We start from the raw sequence: 22,590 nt of genomic DNA, 5'->3' as shown, positions 1-22,590 counted from the left end.
GTTCCGGGCGGGAAACTGGCTAACTCGGCGAAACCGCCTAGCTTGAATGCATTGATCGCTATTTTTTCGGGGAGTGGGGTGTTTTGAAGTCTTCGCCAATTCGGACAGCCGCCGGGCTGATGCTCGCTGCGCTGGCTGCGTTATGGGTATTGCCCGCTCAGTCAGCGCAATTGGTCCGGGTCGGCGCCGCGCATTTCCCGCCCTATACGATTCGCCCGGAAAACGGCGCCGACACCGGCCTGTTGCCGCAATTGGTCGAGGCGCTGAACCGCTCGCAGAGCGAGTATCAGTTCGTCCTGGTGCCGACGTCGATCCCGCGCCGTTTCGGTGATTTCAAGCAGGGCCGCATCGATATGGCGATCTTCGAGAACCCCGAGTGGGGCTGGAAGGACATTCCCCACGACGACGTCGACATGGGCCTGGAAGACGCCGAGATTTTTGTCGCCCAGCGCGAGGATGGCCGCCAGCAGAACTACTTTTCCAGCCTGTCAGGCAAACGTCTGGCGCTGTTCAGCGGTTATCACTACGAATTCGCCAACTTCAACGCCGACCCGAAATACCTCGCGAAAAACTACAACGCCACGCTGACCTATTCCCATGACAGCAACCTGCTGATGGTGCTGCGCGGGCGCGCCGACATTGCCCTGGTGACCCGCTCCTATCTGTTCGATTACCTGCTGCGCAACGAAAAGGTCCGCGATGCGCTTCTGGCCTCCCAGCGTACCGATCAGATCTATCACCATTACGCGATTCTGCGACCAAGCGCTCCGATCAGCGGCGAAGCCTTCGGCAATCTGTTGCAGCGTTTGCGCGACAACGGCGAGTTGTTGAAGATTTTCGAGCCGTACAGGATTGCCGTGGTGCCGGTGCCGCATCACTGAAGCGCTGTTTTCGTCCCGCGCTTAAATTTCCCCTCCCGACTCACGTCACTTCGTTGAACTGTCGACGATTACGTGAGCCCGACCCATGTCCCATCTGAACGACCTGACTGCCCTGGCGTTGCCCTCGGGCAGTCGCTTGATCGCTGATGCCAGCGAAAGCCGCTTGAGCCTGAGCCTGGACGGGCAACCGTTGATTCGGCTGCGCCTGAACCGTGAAGGCAAGGGCCCGATCCAGCTTGATGAACGTTATGCCCTGCTGCCCGGGCAGGCCTTATGGGCGGCCTGTTACTGGTTGTTCGCCCGTGACCCGGCGTGTCAGCAGCTAACCTGGCAACTCGATCAACCGCCGACCGAGGCGTTGCGCAGCGGTTTGCTGATCAACAGCGAAGTCGCCGGCGAATATCGCTGCGAGCGCACGCTGTTCTGGCAACTGCCGCAGCCGTGGCTGGGCACTTCACTGACCGGCAGCTATCCGCAGCAAATGGTCATCAGCCAGGGCAAGCGCCACCCGCTGCGACCGGTGAAACCGCGCGGTGAAGTCTATCGGCGTTTCGATGCGCGGCTTGGCGCATGGGTTTCCTTGCGTACGCTGGAAATCGAAGAAGATCTGTCGCGCTTCAATCGCTGGCAGAACAGCCCGCGCGTGGCGAGTTTCTGGCAGGAGGAGGGCAGCCTTGAGCAGCATCGCGAGTACCTCAACAAGCTCGATGCCGATCCGCACACGCTGACGCTGATCGGCTGTTTCGATGATCAGCCGTTCGCCTATTTCGAAGCCTACTGGGCCAAGGAAGATCGCATCGCGCCGTTCTACGATGCCGGCGATTACGACCGTGGCATTCACATGCTGGTCGGCGAAGAAAGTCATCGCGGCCCGCACAAAGTGGCGAGCTGGTTATCGGCGCTGGTGCATTACCTGTTTCTCGATGATCCGCGCACCCAGCGCGTGGTTGCCGAGCCGCGTGCCGATAACGCGAAAATGATCGGGCATATGCACAATCAGTGTTTCCACTGCGAGAAGGAATTCGATTTTCCGCACAAGCGCGCGGCGCTGATGATTCTGGGGCGGGAGCGGTTTTTTGATCGGTGCAGCTTGGCCTGATGCGTTCGGCCTCGGTATTGCGTTGAGTCTGAGGCCGGTTTCGCGAGCAGGCTCGCTCCCACTGGATTTGTGTCGTTGTTCAAACCCTGTGGGAGCGAGCCTGCTCGCGAATGGCTTGACGCAGAATCCGGATCCTAACGACGACCCGCGATCACCGCATCCCGCCGATTGCCCGAGACCTTGCGGCAGTGCACCAGCGCATCACGAATCATGAAGTTGACCAGGGTGGGCGATACGCCCAGTTCCTTGGCGATGTCTTTCTGCGGTACGCCGTGCAAGCGGTACATCTCGAAGGCATAACGGGTGCGGCTGGGCAGCTCGGTCAGCGCATCGGCGATGTGTTCGAGGGTCGAGAAGTTGATGTGCGAAGTTTCCGGCGAAGCGCCCTGAATCACCACGTTCAAGCCTTCCTCTTCCGGGCCTGAGTATTTCTGTTCGAGCGCCTGCTTGCGGTAATGATCGATGGCGAGGTTGCGCACGATCTGGAACAGGTAGCTCAGCTGAGCCTTGATCGACGACGTGATCGGCGGCGCCGATTGCAGTCGGAAAAACGCATCCTGCACCACGTCTTCGGCGCGAGACCTGCAGCCGGTAATGCGCGCTGCAATCTTGACCAGAATCAGTCGATTGTCGACGAATGCCTGAAGTAGCGGTGAATCGCACCTGCTTGTGGATACTTGTTCCGTCATGGAAATCACCTTGCTGCCAATAGGTTAGTGGGAGGGCCTCGGGGGACGGCGCCGTCCTACACATCGAGCGACAAATTATGTTGAATGATAATGATTGTCAAATGAGAAAGAGAGGTATTGCTGTAAGGCGATGTGTTTTGCGAACTGCGACACGCCGCCGCACCCCAGCCCTGCTGGACGTCGCGCCTGCCGACTAATTATTTCCCCAGGTCATCCGTTCTCATTGGTGAATGGTGCCGGGTGCAGATCCCCGGCCCCAGCGCATTTCGATGCCTCGCGCGGTCGGCACAGACCGCGCCCCGCACGCCTCTCGACAGGTGTGACGCAGCTACCCGATTCCACTTGCAAGCCGAATTCAGGCAGGAAACCTCATGACCGACGCGTTCGAACTCCCCAGCACCCTGGTCCATGCCCTCAAGCGTCGCGCGGCCCTGACGCCGGACCGACTGGCCTTGCGTTTTCTCGCCGAAAACGCCGATCAGGCTGTGGTGCTCAGCTATCGCGAACTGGATCAACGCGCGCGCACCATCGCTGCTGCGTTGCAGGCTCAGGCTGGATTCGGTGAGCGTGCGGTGCTGCTGTTTCCCAGTGGCGCGGATTACGTCGCGGCGTTTTTCGGTTGCCTGTACGCCGGTGTGATTGCGGTGCCGGCCTATCCGCCGGAATCCGCGCGTCGTCATCATCAGGAGCGATTGCTGTCGATCATTGTCGACGCCGAACCCACGCTGTTGCTGACCAGCGCCGACCTGCGCGATGCCTTGCAACAAATCGACGGCGCGCCGCCGCTGTTGTGTGTCGACACCCTCGACAGCGCACTGGCCGAACAGTGGGTTGAACCGAGCCTGCCGCCCGAACACATCGCCTTTCTGCAATACACTTCCGGCTCCACCGCGTTGCCCAAGGGTGTGCAGGTCAGCCATGGCAACCTCGTCGCCAATGAACTGCTGATCCGTCACGGTTTCGGCATCGACGTTAACCCGGACGACGTCATCGTCAGTTGGTTGCCGCTGTACCACGACATGGGGCTGATCGGCGGTCTGTTGCAGCCGATTTTCAGCGGCGTGCCGTGCATTCTGATGTCGCCGGCCTACTTCCTCGGCCGGCCATTGCGCTGGCTGGAAGCGATCGCCGAATACGGCGGCACCATCAGCGGCGGGCCGGATTTCGCCTACCGCTTGTGCAGTGAAAGGGTCAGCGAATCGGCCCTTGAGCGCCTCGATCTGAGCCGTTGGCGCGTGGCCTATTCCGGCTCCGAGCCGATCCGCCTCGACACCCTCGAGCGCTTCGCTGAAAAATTCGCCGCCTGCGGTTTCAGCGAAAACAGTTTCATGGCTTCGTACGGTCTGGCCGAGGCGACTCTGTTCGTCGCTGGCACACCGCGCGGCACTGGCATCCCGGCGCTGCGCGTGGACGATCAGGCGCTGGCGCAAAACCGCGCCGAGCCGGGCGAAGGCAATGCGATCATGAGTTGCGGCATCAGCCAGCCGGAACACGCGGTGCTGATCGTCGAACCGAATACCCTCGAAGAACTCGCCGACAACGCCGTCGGTGAAGTCTGGGCTGCGGGCCCGAGCATCGCCCACGGTTACTGGCGCAACCCCGAAGCCAGCGCCAAGACCTTCGTGCAGCACGCCGGCCGCACCTGGTTGCGCACCGGCGATCTGGGTTTTATCCGTGACGGCGAACTGTTCGTCACCGGGCGCCTGAAAGACATGCTCATCGTCCGAGGCCATAACCTCTACCCGCAGGACATCGAGCAGACCGTCGAGCGCGAAGTCGAAGTGGTGCGCAAAGGCCGGGTGGCGGCGTTCGCGGTCACTCACAACGGCGAAGAGGGCATCGGCATCGCTGCGGAAATCAGCCGCAGCGTGCAGAAAATCCTTGCGCCAGATGCGCTGATCAAAGCCATTCGCCAAGCCGTGGCCGAGGCGTATCAGGAAGCGCCAAGCGTGGTGGTGCTGCTCAATCCGGGCGCGTTGCCGAAAACCTCCAGCGGCAAACTGCAGCGCTCGGCGTGCCGCAATCGTCTGGCTGATGGCAGCCTCGACAGTTACGCGCTGTTCCCTTCGATCGCAGCCGCAACGGAAAACGCGACCAGCAGCACTTCGGACCTTGAAGCGTTGATCGGGCAAATCTGGGCCGAGCAACTCAACGTCAAGCAGGTCAACGCCCACGATCACTTTTTCCTGCTCGGCGGCAACTCGATCGCCGCCACGCAAGTGGTCGCGCGGGTTCGCGACGCACTCGGTGTCGAGCTGAGCCTGCGCCTGCTGTTCGAAGCGCCCACCCTGTGCGCCTTCGCCGCCGCTGTGGCGCAGCAACAACAGACTGGCGGCAGCGCCCACGATGCAATCAGCACGTTATCGCGCAGCGAACCGATGCCACAGTCGCTGGCACAAAACCGCCTGTGGATCACTTGGCAACTCGATCCACAGAGCAGCGCCTACAACATTCCCGGTGGCCTGCGCCTGCGGGGCGAGCTGGACGTAAACGCCGTGCGCGGCAGCTTTGAGCAACTGATCGAACGCCATGAATCACTGCGCACACGTTTCTTCGAGCGTGACGGCGTGGCATTGCAGCAAGTGCTCGCGGATGCCGAATTCAACCTGCAACTGATCGACATCAGCGACTTGCCAATGGCCGAGCGTGAAGCCCGCGCCGAGCAGATTCGCGAAGACCAGGCGCGCACTCGGTTCGATCTGGAAAAAGGCCCGTTGCTGGCGGTGACACTGGTGCGCCTCGATGATGAAGAGCATCAATTGCTGGTGACGATGCACCACGTCATCGCCGACGGTTGGTCGCTGAATATTCTTCTCGACGAATTCTCGCGCCTCTATGCCGCCGCTACCCAAGGTGCAACGGCGACGCTGGCAGCGCTGCCCACGCAATACGCCGACTACGGCAACTGGCAGCGGCAATGGCTGGCGCAAGGCGAGGGCGAGCGGCAACTGGCGTACTGGAAAGCGCAACTGGGCGAAGACCATCCGACGCTGGAACTGGCCACCGATCACCCGCGCTCGACCAGAACCAACCACAGCGCCGCGCGCCACAGCGTGCGCTTGAGTAGCAAGCTCAGCGAGGCGATCCGCCAGACCGCGCAGGCCCACGAGGCCACGCCGTTCATGCTCCTGCTCGCCGCATTCCAAAGTTTGCTGCACCGCTACAGCGGACAGCGCGACATTCGCATCGGCGTGCCCAACGCCAACCGTCCGCGCCTGGAAACCCAAAGCCTGATCGGCTTCTTCATCAATACCCAGGTGTTGCGTGCGCAAATCGATTCGCGCCTGACATTTGCCGAGCTGCTGAACCAGACCCGCCAGGCCGCACTCGGCGCCCAGGCCCATCAGGATCTGCCCTTCGAACAACTACTCGAAGCTTTCCCGCAGGCCCGCGAACAGGGACTGTTCCAGGTCATGTTCAACCATCAGCAGCGCGACCTCAGTGCGCTCAAGCGCCTGCCCGGTCTGCTCGCCGAAGAACTGCCGTGGCACAGCCGCGAGGCCAAGTTCGATCTGCAATTGCACAGCGAAGAGGATCGCAACGGGCGTCTGAGCTTGGCGTTCGACTACGCCAGCGAACTGTTCGATGCCACGACCATCGAGCGTCTGGCCGAGCATTTCCATAATCTGCTCAGCGAGGTCTGCGAACAGCCAAAGCAGGCCATCGGCGATCTGTGCTTGCTGACCGCCAGCGAGCAGAGTCAGCAGAAGGACTGGAGCGTTGCTCCGTGCATCCCGGCGCAACACTGGCTGCCGGAACTGCTCGAGCAACAATTGCGCAACACCCGCAACGCACCGCGCTGGTGTGGGACGGCGGTAGTCTGGATTTTGCCGAGCTGCACGCGCAAGCCAACCGCCTCGCCCATTACCTGCGCGACAAAGGCGTTGGCCCGGACGTGTGCGTGGCCATTGCCGCCGAGCGTTCGCCGCAACTGCTGATCGGTCTGCTGGCGATCATCAAGGCCGGCGGCGCCTATGTGCCGCTTGATCCGGATTATCCGGCCGAACGCCTCGCGTACATGCTCCGCGACAGCGGCGTCGCACTGCTCCTTACCCAGACGCAATTGCTCGAGCGTTTGCCGGCCAGCGACGGTGTCAGCGTGATCGCCATGGATGCGCTGCACCTGGATAAATGGCCGAGCCAGGCACCGGGCCTGCGACTGCACGGCGATAACCTCGCCTACGTGATTTACACCTCGGGTTCCACCGGGCAACCGAAAGGCGTCGGCAACACCCACGCCGCGCTGGCCGAGCGCCTGCAATGGATGCAGGACACTTACCGCCTCGACGAAACCGACGTGCTGATGCAAAAAGCGCCGATCAGTTTCGACGTCTCGGTGTGGGAATGCTTCTGGCCGCTGATCACTGGCGCGCGTCTGCTGCTTGCCGCCCCGGCGAGCACCGTGACCCGCATCGCATTGCGCAACTGATCCAGAAGCACGGCGTGACCACGCTGCACTTCGTGCCGCCGCTGCTGGCGCTGTTCATCGACGAGCCGCTGAGTGCCGAGTGCACCAGCCTGCGCCGGGTGTTTTCCGGCGGTGAAGCCTTGCCCGCCGAGTTGCGCAACCGGGTACTGGCGCAATTGCCAGCGGTGCAGTTACACAACCGCTACGGGCCGACGGAAACCGCGATCAACGTCACCCATTGGCACTGCACAACTGCCGATGGCGAGCGCTCGCCGATTGGCCGGCCGCTGGGCAATGTGGTCTGCCGCATCCTTGATGCCGATCTCAATCCAGTGCCGGCGGGTGTCGCGGGTGAACTGTGCATCAGCGGTCTTGGTCTGGCTCGCGGTTACCTTGGTCGTCCGGCGTTGACCGCCGAGCGTTTTGTCGTCGATCCACTGGGCGAGCAGGGCGCCCGTTTGTACCGCACCGGCGACCGTGCGCGCTGGTCCTCGGATGGCGTGATCGAATACCTCGGCCGTCTCGATCAGCAGGTCAAGCTGCGTGGCTTTCGCGTCGAACCGGAAGAAATCCAGGCGCGACTGCTGGCGCAAAATGGCGTCGCCCAGGCCGTGGTACTGGTGCGCGAAACCGCTGCCGGTGGGCAACTGATCGGCTACTTCACGGCGAGCGATACGCAGGAAAATGCCGACCAACAAATCGCTTGGCTGAAGAACGCTTTGGCCGCTGAGCTGCCGGATTACATGGTCCCGGCGCAACTGCTGCGCCTCGACGCGATGCCGCTCAGCCCCAGCGGCAAACTCGACCGCCGCGCCTTGCCCGAGCCGCAATGGCAAGTGCGTGAACACATCGAACCGGTCACTGAGCTGGAGCAACAGATCGCCGGCATCTGGCGCGAGGTGCTCGGCCTGAGCCAGGTCGGCCTGCGTGATGATTTCTTCGCCCTCGGCGGTCACTCGCTGCTGGCCACGCAAATCATTTCACGCACACGCCAGGCCTGTGACGTGGAGCTGCCGCTGCGCACCTTGTTCGAGCACAGCGAACTGGGCGATTACGCCGAACAGATTCGCCTGATCCAGGTCAGCGGTCGCACCAATCAACAGTTGCCGATTGCAAAAATCGACCGCAGCCAAGCGGTGCCGCTGTCCTATTCGCAGCAGCGCATGTGGTTCCTCTGGCAGATGGAACCGGACAGCCCGGCGTACAACGTCGGCGGTATGGCGCGCTTGCGCGGCGTGCTGCATGTCGAGCATTTCGAGGCCGCGTTGCAGGCGCTGATCCTGCGCCACGAAACCTTGCGCACCACATTCCCAAGTGTCGATGGCGTCGCCCGCCAACAGGTGCATGCCGAGACCGGTGTGCGCATGGGCTGGAAGGATTTTTCCAGCCTGCCGGCGCAGCTGCGCGAGCAACAAGTGCAACAACTGGCTGACGCAGAAGCGCACCAGCCGTTCGATCTGGAAACTGGTCCGTTGCTACGTGCCTGTCTGGTCAAGACCGCCGAGCACGAGCATTACTTCGTCCTGACCTTGCACCACATCGTCACCGAAGGCTGGGCAATGGACATCTTTGCCCGTGAACTCAGTGCGCTGTACGAAGCGTTCGTCGATGAGCGGGAAACACCGCTCGAGCCGCTGCCGGTGCAATACCTCGACTACAGCGTCTGGCAGCGCAACTGGCTGGAGTCCGGCGAGCGCCAGCGCCAGCTCGATTACTGGACCGCGCAACTCGGCCGTGAGCATCCGTTGCTGGAATTGCCCGGCGACCGTCCGCGTCCGCCGGTACAGAGCCATCGGGGCGAGCTGTTCCGTTTCGATCTGAGCGATGATCTCGCTGCGCGGGTGCGGACGTTCAATGCGCAAAACGGCCTGACCCTGTTCATGACCATGACCGCCGCGCTCGCCACGTTGCTCTACCGCTACAGCGGCCAGACCGACCTGCGCATCGGCGCACCGGTGGCCAACCGCATCCGCCCGGAAAGCGAAGGGCTGATCGGGGCGTTCCTCAACACCCAGGTGCTGCGTTGCCAGCTCGACGGGCAGATGTCGGTCGGCGAATTGTTCGAGCAGGTGCGCCACACCGTGATCGAAGGCCAGTCCCATCAGGATCTGCCGTTCGATCATTTGGTCGAAGCCTTGCAGCCACCGCGCAGCGCGGCTTACAACCCGTTGTTCCAGGTGATGTGCAACGTGCAGCGCTGGGAATTCCAGCAGAGCCGCACCCTGGCTGGGATGACTGTCGAGTATCTGGCCAACGATGCGCGGGCGACCAAGTTCGACCTCAATCTGGAAGTCACCGACCTCGACCATCGGCTCGGTTGCTGCCTGACCTACAGCACCGATCTGTTCGACGAACCGACCATCGAACGCATGGCCAGGCATTGGCGCAACCTGCTTGAAGCGTTGATCGCTGATCCACAGCAGCGCCTCAGCGAACTGCCGTTGCTCGACAACACCGAGCAACAGCACCTGCTCGACAGCCTCGGTGTCGAGCCGGGCGAGCATCGTCTCGACCAGTGCATCCATCATCTGTTCGCCGAACAGGCACTGGCGCGCAAAGACGCACCGGCGCTGACCTTTGCGGGGCAGACCCTGGGCTATGCCGAACTCGATGCCCGGGCCAATCGTCTGGCCTGGGCGCTGCGTGAACGTGGGGTCGGCCCGCAAGTGCGGGTCGGTCTGGCGCTGGAGCGTTCGCTGGAAATGGTCATCGGCCTGCTGGCGATTCTCGAGGCTGGCGGCGCCTATGTGCCGCTGGATCCGGAGTATCCGCTGGATCGTTTGCACTACATGATCGAAGACAGTCGTATCGGCTTGCTACTCAGCGATCGGGCGATGTTCGAAGCCCTCGGTGAGTTGCCGCCAAGCGTGGCGCGCTGGTGCCTGGAAGATGACAGTGCAGCGTTGGCCAGCTTCCCGGCCAGCGCGCTGCCGTTTATCAGCCTGCCGCAACATCAGGCCTACCTGATTTACACCTCGGGCTCGACCGGCAAACCGAAAGGCGTGGTGGTCTCCCACGGCGAAATTGCCATGCACTGTCAGGCGGTGATCGAACGTTTCGGCATGCGCCCGGACGACTGTGAACTGCATTTCTATTCGATCAACTTCGACGCCGCCACCGAGCGTTTGCTGGTGCCGCTGCTCAGCGGTGCGCAGGTGGTGCTGCGGGCGCAAGGCCAATGGGACGCGGAAGAAATCTGCGGCTTGATTCGTGCGCATCGGATCAACGTCCTCGGCTTTACGCCAAGCTACGGCAGCCAGTTGGCGCAGTTCCTTGCCACGCAGAATGAAGCCCTCCCGGTGCGGATGATCATCACCGGCGGCGAAGCACTGACCGGCGAGCATCTACAGCGCATCCGCGCGGCGTTCCAGCCGGCGCAGTTCTTCAACGCCTACGGCCCGACCGAAACCGTGGTCATGCCGCTGGCCAGTCTGGCGCCGCAGGTGCTGGAAGAGGGCGCCGGCAGTGTGCCGATCGGCAGCGTGATCGGTGCTCGGGTCGCGTACATTCTTGATGCCGATCTGGCCTTGGTGCCGCAAGGCGCGACCGGTGAATTGTTTGTCGGCGGCGCCGGTCTGGCTCAGGCCTATCACGACCGCCCGGGCATCAGCGCCGAGCGTTTTGTCGCGGACCCGTTTGCCGCTGACGGCGGGCGCATGTATCGCACCGGCGACCTGGTGCGCCAGCGTGCCGATGGTTTGGTCGAGTATCTGGGGCGGATCGACCATCAAGTGAAAATCCGCGGTTTCCGCATCGAGCTGGGCGAAATCGAAACGCGCCTGCTTGATCACCCTTCGATCCGCGAAGCGGTGGTGCTGGCGCTGGATGCGCCGAGTGGCAAGCAACTGGTGGGCTACCTGGTGACCGAAGTAGCCGAGCGAAATGAGGTGCAACAAGCGGAGCTGCGCGAGGCACTGAAGACTCACCTCAAGGCGCAACTGCCGGATTACATGGTGCCGACTCACCTGATGCTGCTGGCGAGCATGCCGCTCACCGCCAACGGCAAACTCGACCGCCGCGCCTTGGCGGCGCCGGACCCGCAGCTCAATCGTCAGGACTATGTCGCGCCGAGCAACGCGCTGGAACAGACCCTGGCGCAGATCTGGTGCGACGTGCTCAACGTCAGGCAGGTCGGCCTCAACGATAACTTCTTCGAACTCGGCGGCGACTCGATTCTGTCGATTCAAGTGGTCAGCCGCGCGCGTCAGCAGGGCATTCACTTCAGCCCGCGCGACCTGTTCCAGCACCAGACCGTGCAGACGCTCGCCGCCGTTGCCAGTCGCACCCAGCAAGTGACGGCCGAGCAAGGCCTGGTGGTCGGCGAGTCGCGCCTGACGCCCATTCAGAACTGGTTCTTTGATACGGACATTCCCCAGCGCCAGCACTGGAATCAGGCGCTGTTGCTGGAACCGACTGCGCGCCTCGAACCGCAACGATTGCAGCAAGCCTTGCTGGCGGTGATTGAGCAGCACGATGCGCTGCGTCTGCGTTTCACTGAAACCGATGATGCATGGCAAGCGACGCATCAAGTGCTGTCGAGTGATGATCTGCTCTGGCAATTCAACGTCGATTCGCTGGACCGGTGCGAAGCCCTGTTCGCCGACGCGCAACGCAGCCTGAATCTGCAAAACGGCCCGTTACTGCGCGCAGTGCTGGTCGATGTAGCGAATGATCAGCAACGTCTGTTTATCGCCATCCACCACTTGGTCGTCGACGGCGTTTCCTGGCGCGTGCTGCTGGATGATCTGCAAACCGCCTATCGCCAACTCGACGCTGCGCAGCCGCTGAACCTGCCGGCGAAAACCAGCGCCTTCAAGGACTGGGCCGCGCGTTTGCAGGCCTACGCCGGCAGCGAATCGCTGCGTGAGGAATTGAGCTGGTGGCAGGCGCAACTGGCCGGGCGGAGCGCTGATCTGCCTTGCGAAAACCCGCAGGGCGGCAGGCAGAATCGCCATGCGCAAACCGTCAGCGTACGCCTCGATGCCGAGCGCACCCGGCAGTTGCTGCAACAGGCACCGAGCGCTTATCGCACTCAGGTCAACGACCTGCTGCTGACCGCGCTGGCCCGTGTGCTGTGCCGCTGGAGCGGCCAGCCCTCGGCACTGATTCAACTGGAAGGACACGGTCGCGAAACCCTGTTCGACGAGATTGATCTGACCCGCACCGTCGGTTGGTTCACCAGCGCTTATCCGCTGCGCCTGACCCCGCACAATGTCGAAGAGGCCGCCGGGCAGGGCGCTTCGATCAAGGCGATCAAAGAACAACTGCGCGCCGTGCCGCACAAAGGTCTCGGTTATGGCGTGTTGCGTTATCTGGCCGATGACGGCTGCCGCCAGAACATGGCCGCGCTGCCGCAGGCGCAGGTCACCTTCAACTACCTCGGCCAGTTCGACCAGAGCTTCGGCAGCGATGCGCTGTTCCGTCCGCTGGATGAGGCGGTCGGTGCCGCCCACGATCCGCAGGCGCCGTTGCCCACCGAGCTGAGTGTCGACAGTCAGGTTTACGGTGGTGAACTGCTGCTGCGCTGGACTTTCAGTGCCGAGCGTTACGAGGCGCAAACCATTAACGATCTGGCCGCCGCTTACCTCGGCGAGTTGCAAAGCCTGATCGCCCATTGTCTGCAAGACGAAGCCGGCGGCCTGACGCCGTCGGATTTCCCGCTGGCCAGACTGACTCAGGCGCAACTCGATGCGCTGCCGGTGCCGGCCGCGCACATCGAAGATGTCTATCCGCTGACGCCGATGCAGGAAGGCATGTTGCTGCACACCTTGCTCGAGCCGGGCACCGGTCTGTACTACATGCAGGATCGTTATCGCATCAACAGCGAACTCGACCCCGAGCGTTTCGCCCAGGCCTGGCAAGCGGTGGTCGCCCGTCATGAAGCTTTGCGCGCTTCGTTCTGCTGGAACGTTGGCGAAGACATGCTGCAAGTGATTCATACGCCGGGACGTACGCCGATCGAGTATCTGGACTGGAGCGCGGTCGCCGAAACCGAGCAGGAACCACAGCTGCAAGCGCTGCTGAAAAGCGAGCGCGAAGCCGGGTTCGATCTGCTCAATCAGGCGCCATTCCACCTGCGCCTGATCAAGGTCGGCGCGGCGCGCTACTGGTTCATGATGAGCAACCACCACATCCTCATCGACGCCTGGTGCCGTTCGCTGCTGATGAACGACTTCTTCGAGATCTACACCGCCCTCGGTGAAGGACGCGAAGCACAGTTGAGCGTGCCGCCGCGTTATCGCGACTATATCGGCTGGCTGCAACGTCAGAGCCTGGCCGAGGCGCGGCAGTGGTGGCGGCAGAATCTGCAAGGCTTCGAGCGCACCACGCCGATCCCGAGCGACCGGCCGTTCCTGCGCGAACACGCCGGCGAAAGTGGCGGCATGATCGTTGGTGATCGTTACACCCGCCTCAATGTCGAGGACGGTGCACGGCTGCGGGAACTGGCGCAGGCCCATCAACTGACCGTCAATACTTTCGCCCAGGCTGCGTGGGCGCTGGTTCTGCGGCGCCTGAGCGGCGATCGTGACGTGCTCTTCGGCGTGACTGTGGCCGGGCGGCCGGTGGAGATGCCGGAAATGCAACGCACCGTCGGCCTGTTCATCAACAGCATCGCCCTGCGGGTGAAGATGCCTGAGGACGATCAGCGCAGCAGCGTGCGTCAATGGCTCAGCGCGTTGCTCGACAGCAACATGCAGCTGCGCGAGTACGAATACCTGCCGCTGGTGAACATCCAGGAACAGAGCGAATTGCCCAAAGGCCAGCCGCTGTTCGACAGCCTGTTCGTCTTCGAAAACGCCCCGGTGGAAGTCTCGGTGCTTGATCGTGCACAGAGCCTGAATGCGACCTCGGATTCCGGCCGCACCCACACCAACTTCCCGTTGACGGCGGTGTGTTACCCGGGCGATGACCTTGGCTTGCACCTGTCCTATGACCAGCGTTACTTCGACGAGTCGACGGTCGAGCGCATGCTCAGTGAGTTCAAGCGCCTGCTGCTGGCGCTGGTCGACGGCTTCCATGGCGACATGGCCGATTTGCCGCTGCTGGGCGACGAAGAACGTGACTTCCTGTTGCACGGTTGCAACCAGAGCGGCCATGACTATCCGCTGGAGCAAAGCTACGTGGCGTTGTTCGAAGCGCAGGTCGCGGCGCATCCGCAGCGCATCGCCGCCAGTTGCCTCGATCAGCAATTGAGCTATGCCGAACTGAATCACAACGCCAACCGCCTCGGCCATGCCCTGGTCGCTGCCGGCGTGCGCATGGATCAACCGGTGGCGCTGCTGGCCGAGCGTAATCTCGATCTGCTCGGCATGATCATCGGCAGCTTCAAGGCCGGTGCCGGTTACCTGCCGCTGGACCCGGGTCTGCCGAGCCAGCGCCTGAGCCGCATCATCGAGCTGAGCCGCACGCCGTTGCTGGTGTGCAGCGCAGCCTGCCTTGAGCAGGCGCAGACCTTGCTCGAAGAGTTTGGTTGTTCGAATCGTCCGCGCCTTCTGGTATGGGAAGAGGTGCAGGCATCGGTGGCAGCGACGCACAATCTCGGCATTCACAGCGGCCCGGACAATCTCGCTTACGTGATCTATACCTCGGGTTCGACCGGGCTGCCAAAAGGCGTGATGGTCGAGCAGCGCGGCATGCTCAACAACCAGTTGAGCAAACGTCCTTACCTCGACTTGAGCGAGGCCGATGTGATCGCGCAGACCGCCTCGCAAAGCTTTGACATTTCCGTCTGGCAGTTCCTTGCCGCGCCGTTGTTCGGCGCGCGGGTCGACATCGTACCGAATGCGATTGCCCACGATCCGCAAGGTCTGCTGGCGCATGTACAGGCGCAGGGCATCACCGTGCTGGAAAGTGTGCCGTCGCTGATTCAGGGCATGCTCGCCGCTGATCACATGAGCCTCGACGGCTTGCGCTGGATGTTGCCGACCGGTGAAGCGATGCCGCCGGAACTGGCCCATCAATGGCTGCTGCGTTACCCGGACATTGGTCTGGTCAATGCTTACGGCCCGGCGGAATGCTCGGATGACGTGGCGTTCTTCCGTGTGGACATGGCGTCGACGCGCGGCAGTTATTTGCCGATCGGCACGCCAACCGACAACAACGTGCTCTATCTGCTCGATGGCGCGATGGAACTGGTGCCGCTCGGCGCAGTGGGCGAATTATGCGTGGCTGGTACCGGCGTCGGGCGCGGCTATGTCAGTGATCCGCTGCGCACCGCGCCGGTGTTTGTGCCGAACCCGTTCGGCGCGCCGGGCGAGCGTCTGTATCGCACCGGTGATCTGGCGCGGCGCCGCACCGATGGCGTGCTGGAATACGTCGGCCGCGTCGATCATCAAGTGAAGATTCGCGGTTACCGCATCGAGCTCGGTGAAATCGAAGCGCGCCTGCACGAACAACCGGAAGTGCGCGACGCTGCGGTGGGTGTGCAGGAAGGCGTCAACGGCAAGCATTTGGTGGGCTATCTGGTCGCGGCCGATGCAGCGCTCAATCCGGGCGAGCGCCTGGAACGGATCAAGCAGCGCCTGCGCGCCGAACTGCCGGAATACATGGTCCCGCTGCACTGGCTATGGCTGGAGCAAATGCCCCTGAATGCCAACGGCAAACTCGACCGCAAAGCCTTGCCGGCACTGGAAATCGGTCAGTTGCAAAGTGCGGATTATCTGGCGCCGCGCAATTCACTGGAGCAGACCCTGGCTGATATCTGGGCCGAGGTGCTGAAAGTGGAAAAGGTCGGCGTGCGCGACAACTTCTTCGAACTGGGCGGGCATTCGCTGCTGGCTACGCAAATTGCATCGCGGGTACAAAAAGCCCTGCAACGCAACGTGCCGCTGCGCGCGATGTTCGAATGCAGCACGGTGGAGGAACTGGCCGAATACATTGATGGACTGGCGGCCAGTGACATTACAGAGGAGAAAGTTGATCGGTTGAATGATCTGATGGCGGAGCTGGAGGGGTTGTAGTTCTTCAGCGCCTGGGCCGGCCTCTTCGCGAGCAGGCTCGCTCCCACACAGGGTCTGTGGTGTTTACAAAACCTCTGTGGGAGCGAGCCTGCTCGCGAATGGCGTCTGTACATTGCCGTACATTTCCATCCTTGACGATCAACAACCGGCAGCTCAGTCTGCCGGTTCTGTTTTTCTCGCGGAGGTGGTCGATGCCCTTTTTCACGGTTGACGGACAAGCGCTGCACTACATTGATCAAGGCACCGGCCCGGCCGTGTTGCTGGCTGGCAGTTATCTCTGGGATCAAGCGATGTGGGCGCCGCAGATTGCCGCACTGACTGCGCACTATCGCGTCCTGGCCCTGGATCTGTGGGGGCATGGCGAGTCCGGCAAGTTACCCGAAGACACCACATCGCTGGATGACATTGCCCGACAGGCGCAGGCCTTGCTTGATCATCTGGACATCGACCGCGTCACTCTGGTCGGGCTTTCGGTCGGCGGCATGTGGGGCGCGCGTTTGGCATTGTCCGCACCGCAACGTCTCAACGGTCTGGTGCTGATGGACACCTACGTCGGCGTCGAGCCGGAACCGACCCGGCAGTATTACTTCTCGCTGTTCAAGCAGATCGAAGACAGCGGGACCATCTCCGAACAACTGCTCGACATCGTCGTGCCGATCTTCTTCCGCCCGGGCATCGACCCGCAGTCGGCGCTGTATCAGGACTTCCGCGCAAAACTGCAGGGCTACTCGCCCGAGCGTCTGCGCGACAGCATTGTACCGATGGGACGCATCACGTTTGGCCGCGACGATCTGTTGCCACGCCTGGGCGAGCTGAACCCGGCGTCGACACTGGTGCTGTGCGGCGATCAGGACAAACCGCGGCCACCCTCCGAAGCCCGGGAAATGGCTGAATTGATTGGTTGCCCGTGTGTGCTGGTACCGGAGGCGGGGCATATCTCCAATCTGGAGAATCACGAGTTTGTCACTGAGGCGCTGCTGGCGTTTCTGGCCGAGCGCAACCGCAAGACCGAGTGAGCTTCATTCGCGAGCAGGCTCGCTCCCACAGTTAATCGAATTCTTGCTGAGGGAATGCAGTCAACCGTGGGGCCGAGCCTGCTCGCGAAAGGGCCTCTCAGGGCACAATACAATCGCGAGTGTGAAACTCATCTGTAAAAGCATTTGATAAGGGAACGACGTGCAACAGTTCTGGTGGCGTGACCTCAAGGATCTCGAGGACAAGTGGGTTGGATTGAGTATTGAGGTCAACCGATCGAAATCAAGCAAACCGCCGCTTCATCTGCAAAGTGGCAACAACGGGCGGATGAAGTTGATGCTCAATGAAAGCCCACTCTTCTGGGCGACCATTGCCACCTCATATTACGGTGCTTGGCTGGTTCGCAATCCGCGGCCCGTTCAACTGGAATCGCCATCCGTGCCACCCATCGGTTCGGCTGACGTTCAGGAGCACTTTGAATTACCCGTCCAAGAGCGCTTCCCGCGCTGGTGTCGCTATTTCATCAACCAGTTGATGAACAATCAGGCGGACTTTCTCTATCCCGGCCACTGGGTGGCGCGCCCTTTATTGCCAGCAGTTAGCCGATACAAACCCGTTGCAGGTCGGGATGGCTGGTATTTTTCCACCCCGGCCGATGCGTCCAGTCATTTACCCAACTGGTACGCGCGCGGCGAGGGCATTCTCGACAATGTGCAACCGCACACCGTGCATTGGCTTGATTGGGATTTGGGGCACTTGATCGGTCTGCACACGGTGGACCCTTTGGCAGGTCGCCTCAAATGGTGGCGCAAAAAAGCCAGGGAGGGCAGCTTGCCGCCGGTCCTGCTCTGGTATGTGGGTGGGCTGTGTTCTTACGTGATCATCGATGGACATTACAGATTGCAGGCCGCGCTCGATGAAGGTGTCAAACCTGATTTCATTGTCTTGAGCTCGACCAAAGCCCAGCAAATCAAACCATGCGATGCGACGCAACAGCGCGTGTTCGGTTCGTTGTTATTGCAGAATGCGAAAAATCCCAAGTTCAACGTTCACACATTCAATCAAGCGCTGATCAATACGTTTGACGACCGTCCCTGGCATTGGGCGGGGACGCACGCTTGGGCCGGTATTCCCTCAGACCAAGCGTGGTGCGCTGAGGTGACAACCTTTCTCACGGAACAGGGAAAGACTGAGCACTTGCAGGACATTATCGAACGGTGTGAGTACTGATCAACCCGCACCGGTCAGTGCTTGTGAAGGCTATTTCGGCCCGAGAATCTTCACCAACTTGTCCGGCGAAGGCGCGCCTTGCTGTTGTTGCAGTTCGCCTTTGTCGTCCAGGTAGAAAATCGCCGGGGTGGCCTGCAGTTCGAGGTCTTCCATCAACTGCATGTTGGTCGCGAGTTTGGTTTGCACGGCGACCGGGATGTCTTTCAAGGCCTTCAGCGCGCTGCCCTTGCCGGCTTTTTCGTGATCTTCCAGGGCCTTGGCCGGGTCTTTCGCTGCCAGCAGCGCGGCTGACTTGCCAGGGCTGTCTTCGCGGATGATGCCGACCATGATGTGGCGCAACTGCACCTTGCCCGCCTTGACCCATGGCCGTGCCTGTTCCCAGAACATGTTGCAGTATGGGCAGTTCGGGTCGCTGAACAGGTACACCGTGCGCGGCGCGTCCTTGTTGCCGTCCTGAATCCAGTTGCTCGCCTCGAACTTGGCCCAGACTTCCTTGGACATCGGCGCGTAGACGAGTTTTTGCAAAGGTTCGCTGCTCAGGTCCTTGCCGTCGGCATCGTACAGATTGCCCACCACGACGTGTTTGCCGTCCGGGGTCAGGTACAGCGCCATGCCGCGATTCTGGTATTGCGCGGCGTACCCGCGCAGGCCATCGGGGGCGTCGAACTGGCCGACGATTTTCGCGCCCTTGGCTTCGATCTTTTTGATCGCCGCGGGCAGTTCTTCAGCAGCCTGCACCGACGGCAAGTGCAGCAGGGCAGTGCCCAGGGTCAGCGTCAGCAGGTGGCGGAGGCGGGGCATGGCAGTTTCCTTGCAGAGTTGGCCGGGGCAACGGCCTGATTCGGGCTTGAAGGTGAAGTGTCGAAGGTTTCCAGGGCGCGGGCGAGGCTGGCGTTCGACAGTTCACCGAGATGACTGGTCAGCAAGCGACCGTCCGGGCTATAGAACAGCGTAGTCGGTAACGCCATGGAACCCACGGCCTGACCGAGACGGCCATTGCGGTCGAACAGCACGTTGTTCAGGCTCAGGCCCTGGGTTTCCAGAAATGTCGCCACGCTTTGCATGCTTTCGGCCTGATTGACGAACAGGAAGGTCAGGTCCGGTCGCTGCTGTTGGGCGTTTTCCAGCACCGGCATTTCTCGCCGGCACGGCGGGCACCAGGTCGCCCACAGGTTGATCACCAGCGGGCCGCCCTGATAGTCACTGAGCTTGATCTTTTCCCCGGCGGCGTTGCGCAGGGAAATATCCGGCAGCCGCGTACCCTGTTCATAGATGTTCAGCGACAGGGTGGCAAGCAGCCAGAACGCTACGCCACTGACCACGCCGAAGCCCAGCGGGCGTCGCAGTCCAGGGCGCCGCCAGCCGCGATACAACGCCGCCAACAACAGAACGATCACCCCGGGCCAGGCGAGGAAACCACCGTCGCGCAGATCGATGATCTGCCACGGGTCATTGCGATAGTGCGACCAGTACAGAGCGACAAACGCAATGCGCGCCGCAAGCATGCCCAGCAAGAACAGGCTGAACAGCGCCGACTCGGGGTTATCGCCGCCGCGCTTGGCCACCCGCCAGCCGACAAACGTCGCCAGCGCCAAAGCACTGATCAGCAGCAGGTGGTTGAGCGCGATGGCGAAAGTGCCGAGGGTGAACGTCAGCATCAGTTGGCGTCTCGGGTAGTGGACCAGCGTTGCAGGAAGGTGTCGGCATCGACCTCGCCAGTGATGCGCTGGCTGCGGCGTTCTTCGCCGTCAGCGCCGATCCAGATGAACGTCGGCGGCCCCGGCACTTTGTAGCGACTGAGCAGGTCGCGGCTGGCGGCGTTGTCGGCGGTCACATCCAGGCGCAGCAGGCGCACATCACTCAATGCCTGCATGACTTTGGCCTCGCCGAATACCTTCTTCTCCATGACCTTGCACGACACACACCAATCGGCGTAGTAATCGAGCAGTACCCACTGGCCCTGAGCCTTGGCCGCGTCGAGTTCACGTTGTAGAACGGCCGGCTCCTTGATCGTCGTGAAGGCATCGTGACCTGTCGGCGCTGCGCTGGCGACACGGCCGGCGCTGTAGACCTGCAACGGCTGATACGGATCATCGCTGCCGCCCGCCGCACCGATCACCAACACGCTGCCCCACAAACCGAGCAACAGGGACAGGGCGCCAAACATCTGCGCGACGCGGCCAAACCCTGCGGATTGTTTCCAGGCGCTGTAAGCCGCAATCACCAGCAGCGCGCCACACAGACCCAGCCACAACGACGAATCCAGCACCGGACGCAGCATCAGCAATGCGGTTGCGAGAAAGAGGAAGCCGAATATGCCCTTGAGCAGATTCATCCATGCGCCGGGTTTCGGCAGGAAGCGGTTGCCGACGGTGACCAGCAGCAACAGCGGCACACCGATGCCGATGCCCAGCGCAAACAGGATCAGACCACCGTGCAAGGCGTTACCGCTTTGCGCGATGTACAGCAGCGCACCGGCCAGTGGCGCGGTCATGCACGGCCCGACCAACAGACCGGACAATGCGCCCAGCACACCGGCGCCGATCAGGCTGCCGCCGCTGCGGCTGCGCGACGCATGTTCAAGTCGATCACGCAGTGCCACCGGCAGTTGCAGCTCGAAGAAGCCGAACATCGGCAATGCCAGCACCACGAAAATCGTTGCAAACGCACCGAGCAGCCAAGGGTTCTGCAACCACGCCTGCAGGTTTGCACCGAGCAGCGCTGCAATCACACCCATCGCCGCATAGACCAGCGCCATGCAGATCACGTAGCTGCTTGCCAAGGCAAACCCGCGCCGAGGCGTGGCACCACTGCCGACAATCATGCCGGCCAGAATCGGCAGCATCGGCAGCGAACACGGCGTGAACGCCAACAGCAGACCAAGACCGAAGAACACCAAAGGCTCCAGCCCAGCGCCCGTTGTTGCAGGCTGCTGGCCAACGCCTGATCCGGCGCTTCAGCGCCCGTTGTTGCTGCGGCTTTGCCGCCCAGATCGATCACCCGGGTTTGCGGTGGGTAGCACAGACCGGCATCGGCGCAGCCCTGATAACTGACCTTGATCTGACCACTGGCCGCCGCCGGGATCTTCACTTCCAGCCCTTGCCGATAGACCGGCTGCTCGCCGAAGAACTCATCGCTGTGGGATTCGCCGTCAGGCAGCACCGGCTGCTGATCGGCGGCCAGTCCGTCGAATTTCAAACGTTTTTGATAGAGGTAGTAGCCGTCAGTGATCTGCCAGAACAGCTGGGTTTCGCCCGACTCCAGACGCTCGGAAGTCAGTACGAATGCCTTGTCGACGGGTAAAAAGTCCGGCTTGGACTCGAACGGATTGTTTCCGGCCTGAGCCAGACCGGAAATCAGCAGAGCAAACAGAAGAAAAAATGACGCATGGAGGAGCCTTGTCCCTGTGCAAGTGGGGTGCAGGATGGGCGGCGGCGATTAACCGATAATTAACCCTATCCTACTAGCCTCGCCGGGATTGACCAATCAGCCACGCAGCAGGCCGGGCCAATTGTCGTCATTGATTGTTGTGGGGCCGGAAACCAGTCGGTCGGATTGAATGTTGTAGGTCAAATACTGATTGTTGGTGAGGAAGATGTACCAGTAGCTGTCCGCGAATGTCCGGTCATTCTGTGCCGCAGTGATAATTCGGTCTTTATAGGGTTTCAGCGCGCCTAGTTGATATTCGCCGAAGCGGTTGCGCGTAAGAGTCTTGGCCTTGTAGTTGAAAGAGAGATAGTGTCCGTCATCAAGGATAAATCGGAACAGGAAGGGGTGGCCGGTAAGTTGAAACCAGGTGCCGGCGATAATCTTGTCGAAATAAGGAAGGATCGGCTTCCAGATAGAGTCAGCGACCTTGTAGAAAGCAGCCACCTTATCGTTGTCCTGGTCATATTTGCAGACCATCGGGGTTGTTCCCTGATAAAAGAACAACCAGGCAATATCCTCGTCACTGCCGGCATTCCAGCCAAACGAAGTGGTGGTCAAGCCGAAGCGCAGGTCCTTTGTATAAGGGTCGAAAGTATCCCAGCTGCCAGAAGTGGAGGCTGGATAATTTTTCGATACGCTATTGTCGCCAATATCAAAGCGCGAATAAGTGTCGGTGTCCTTGAAGAAAAAATAAATTCGATCGGGGCCGGAGCGCCAGTCTATGGCGACGAAGTTATTCAAGTTGCTCATGTTTTAAATTCCGTTTAAAAGTGGATTCGAAGCGGCAAGCAGAAACTAAATGAAGTCATGTTTTCGATACAGTCCGGAATTGTTTCTGGATGGGTAAACAGCAAAAAATAATTGTGACGCTGGGCCTCGCATTCGTCGCTGATACGCGATAACCCACCTTGTTTTCGTG

The 22,590-nt window shown here is 61.4% G+C and carries 8 protein-coding genes and 2 pseudogenes; 5 read left to right on the top strand and 5 right to left on the bottom strand.

Features of this window, described 5'->3' with window-relative positions:
• Positions 1–83: 83 nt before the first annotated feature.
• Positions 84–881 (top strand): transporter substrate-binding domain-containing protein, encoded by a 798-nt coding sequence (locus LJU32_23195; protein WKV88331.1) that lies wholly within the window; start codon positions 84–86, stop codon positions 879–881.
• 85 nt (positions 882–966) lie between these two features.
• Positions 967–1,980, top strand: coding sequence for an acetyltransferase (locus tag LJU32_23190; GenBank protein WKV88330.1), 1,014 nt, complete (start codon positions 967–969; stop codon positions 1,978–1,980).
• A gap of 134 nt (positions 1,981–2,114) precedes the next feature.
• Here LJU32_23190 and LJU32_23185 read toward each other — a convergent pair whose 3' ends face one another.
• Entirely contained in the window at positions 2,115–2,669 is a 555-nt protein-coding gene (locus LJU32_23185) for an RNA polymerase factor sigma-70 (protein ID WKV88329.1), read from the bottom strand.
• Between the two features lie 371 nt (positions 2,670–3,040).
• Here LJU32_23185 and LJU32_23180 point away from each other — a divergent pair.
• From LJU32_23180 to LJU32_23170, 3 genes and pseudogenes are all read left to right on the top strand, one after another.
• Positions 3,041–16,037: pseudogene (locus LJU32_23180) on the top strand (non-ribosomal peptide synthetase).
• Between the two features lie 191 nt (positions 16,038–16,228).
• On the top strand, positions 16,229–17,053 hold the full coding sequence (locus tag LJU32_23175) for an alpha/beta fold hydrolase (GenBank protein ID WKV88328.1): 825 nt from the start codon (positions 16,229–16,231) through the stop codon (positions 17,051–17,053).
• 160 nt (positions 17,054–17,213) lie between these two features.
• Positions 17,214–18,242 (top strand): ParB/Srx family N-terminal domain-containing protein, encoded by a 1,029-nt coding sequence (locus LJU32_23170; protein WKV88327.1) that lies wholly within the window; start codon positions 17,214–17,216, stop codon positions 18,240–18,242.
• A 30-nt stretch (positions 18,243–18,272) separates the two neighbouring features.
• Here the strand turns inward: LJU32_23170 and dsbG are convergent, their stop codons facing one another.
• The 4 genes and pseudogenes from dsbG to LJU32_23150 all read right to left on the bottom strand — a co-directional run bounded on the left by dsbG (position 18,273) and on the right by LJU32_23150 (position 22,421).
• A complete protein-coding gene (dsbG, locus tag LJU32_23165) occupies positions 18,273–19,043 on the bottom strand; it encodes a thiol:disulfide interchange protein DsbG (protein ID WKV88326.1) in 771 nt (256 codons plus the stop codon).
• Positions 19,019–19,900 (bottom strand): TlpA family protein disulfide reductase, encoded by an 882-nt coding sequence (locus LJU32_23160; protein ID WKV88325.1) that lies wholly within the window; start codon positions 19,898–19,900, stop codon positions 19,019–19,021. The genes dsbG and LJU32_23160 overlap by 25 nt, the downstream gene beginning before the upstream one ends.
• Positions 19,900–21,665: pseudogene (gene dsbD / locus LJU32_23155) on the bottom strand (protein-disulfide reductase DsbD). The gene LJU32_23160 and the pseudogene dsbD overlap by 1 nt, the downstream one beginning before the upstream one ends.
• A 63-nt stretch (positions 21,666–21,728) precedes the next feature.
• Positions 21,729–22,421 (bottom strand): hypothetical protein, encoded by a 693-nt coding sequence (locus LJU32_23150; protein ID WKV88324.1) that lies wholly within the window; start codon positions 22,419–22,421, stop codon positions 21,729–21,731.
• Positions 22,422–22,590: the final 169 nt, after the last annotated feature.

It is taken from the genome of Pseudomonas sp. B21_DOA (assembly GCA_030544685.1).
Taxonomy (GTDB): domain Bacteria; phylum Pseudomonadota; class Gammaproteobacteria; order Pseudomonadales; family Pseudomonadaceae; genus Aquipseudomonas; species Aquipseudomonas fluorescens_AO.
This window is presented reverse-complemented; position numbering and strand designations above follow the sequence as displayed.

What these genes read in the sequence shown, in the direction of transcription:
- LJU32_23190 (WKV88330.1), top strand. Translation starts at nt 967, where the DNA reads ATGTCCCATCTGAACGACCTGACTGCCCTGGCGTTGCCCTCGGGCAGT.
- LJU32_23185 (WKV88329.1), bottom strand. Translation starts at nt 2,669, where the DNA reads ATGACGGAACAAGTATCCACAAGCAGGTGCGATTCACCGCTACTTCAG.
- LJU32_23175 (WKV88328.1), top strand. Translation starts at nt 16,229, where the DNA reads ATGCCCTTTTTCACGGTTGACGGACAAGCGCTGCACTACATTGATCAA.
- dsbG (WKV88326.1), bottom strand. Translation starts at nt 19,043, where the DNA reads ATGCCCCGCCTCCGCCACCTGCTGACGCTGACCCTGGGCACTGCCCTG.
- LJU32_23160 (WKV88325.1), bottom strand. Translation starts at nt 19,900, where the DNA reads ATGCTGACGTTCACCCTCGGCACTTTCGCCATCGCGCTCAACCACCTG.
- LJU32_23150 (WKV88324.1), bottom strand. Translation starts at nt 22,421, where the DNA reads ATGAGCAACTTGAATAACTTCGTCGCCATAGACTGGCGCTCCGGCCCC.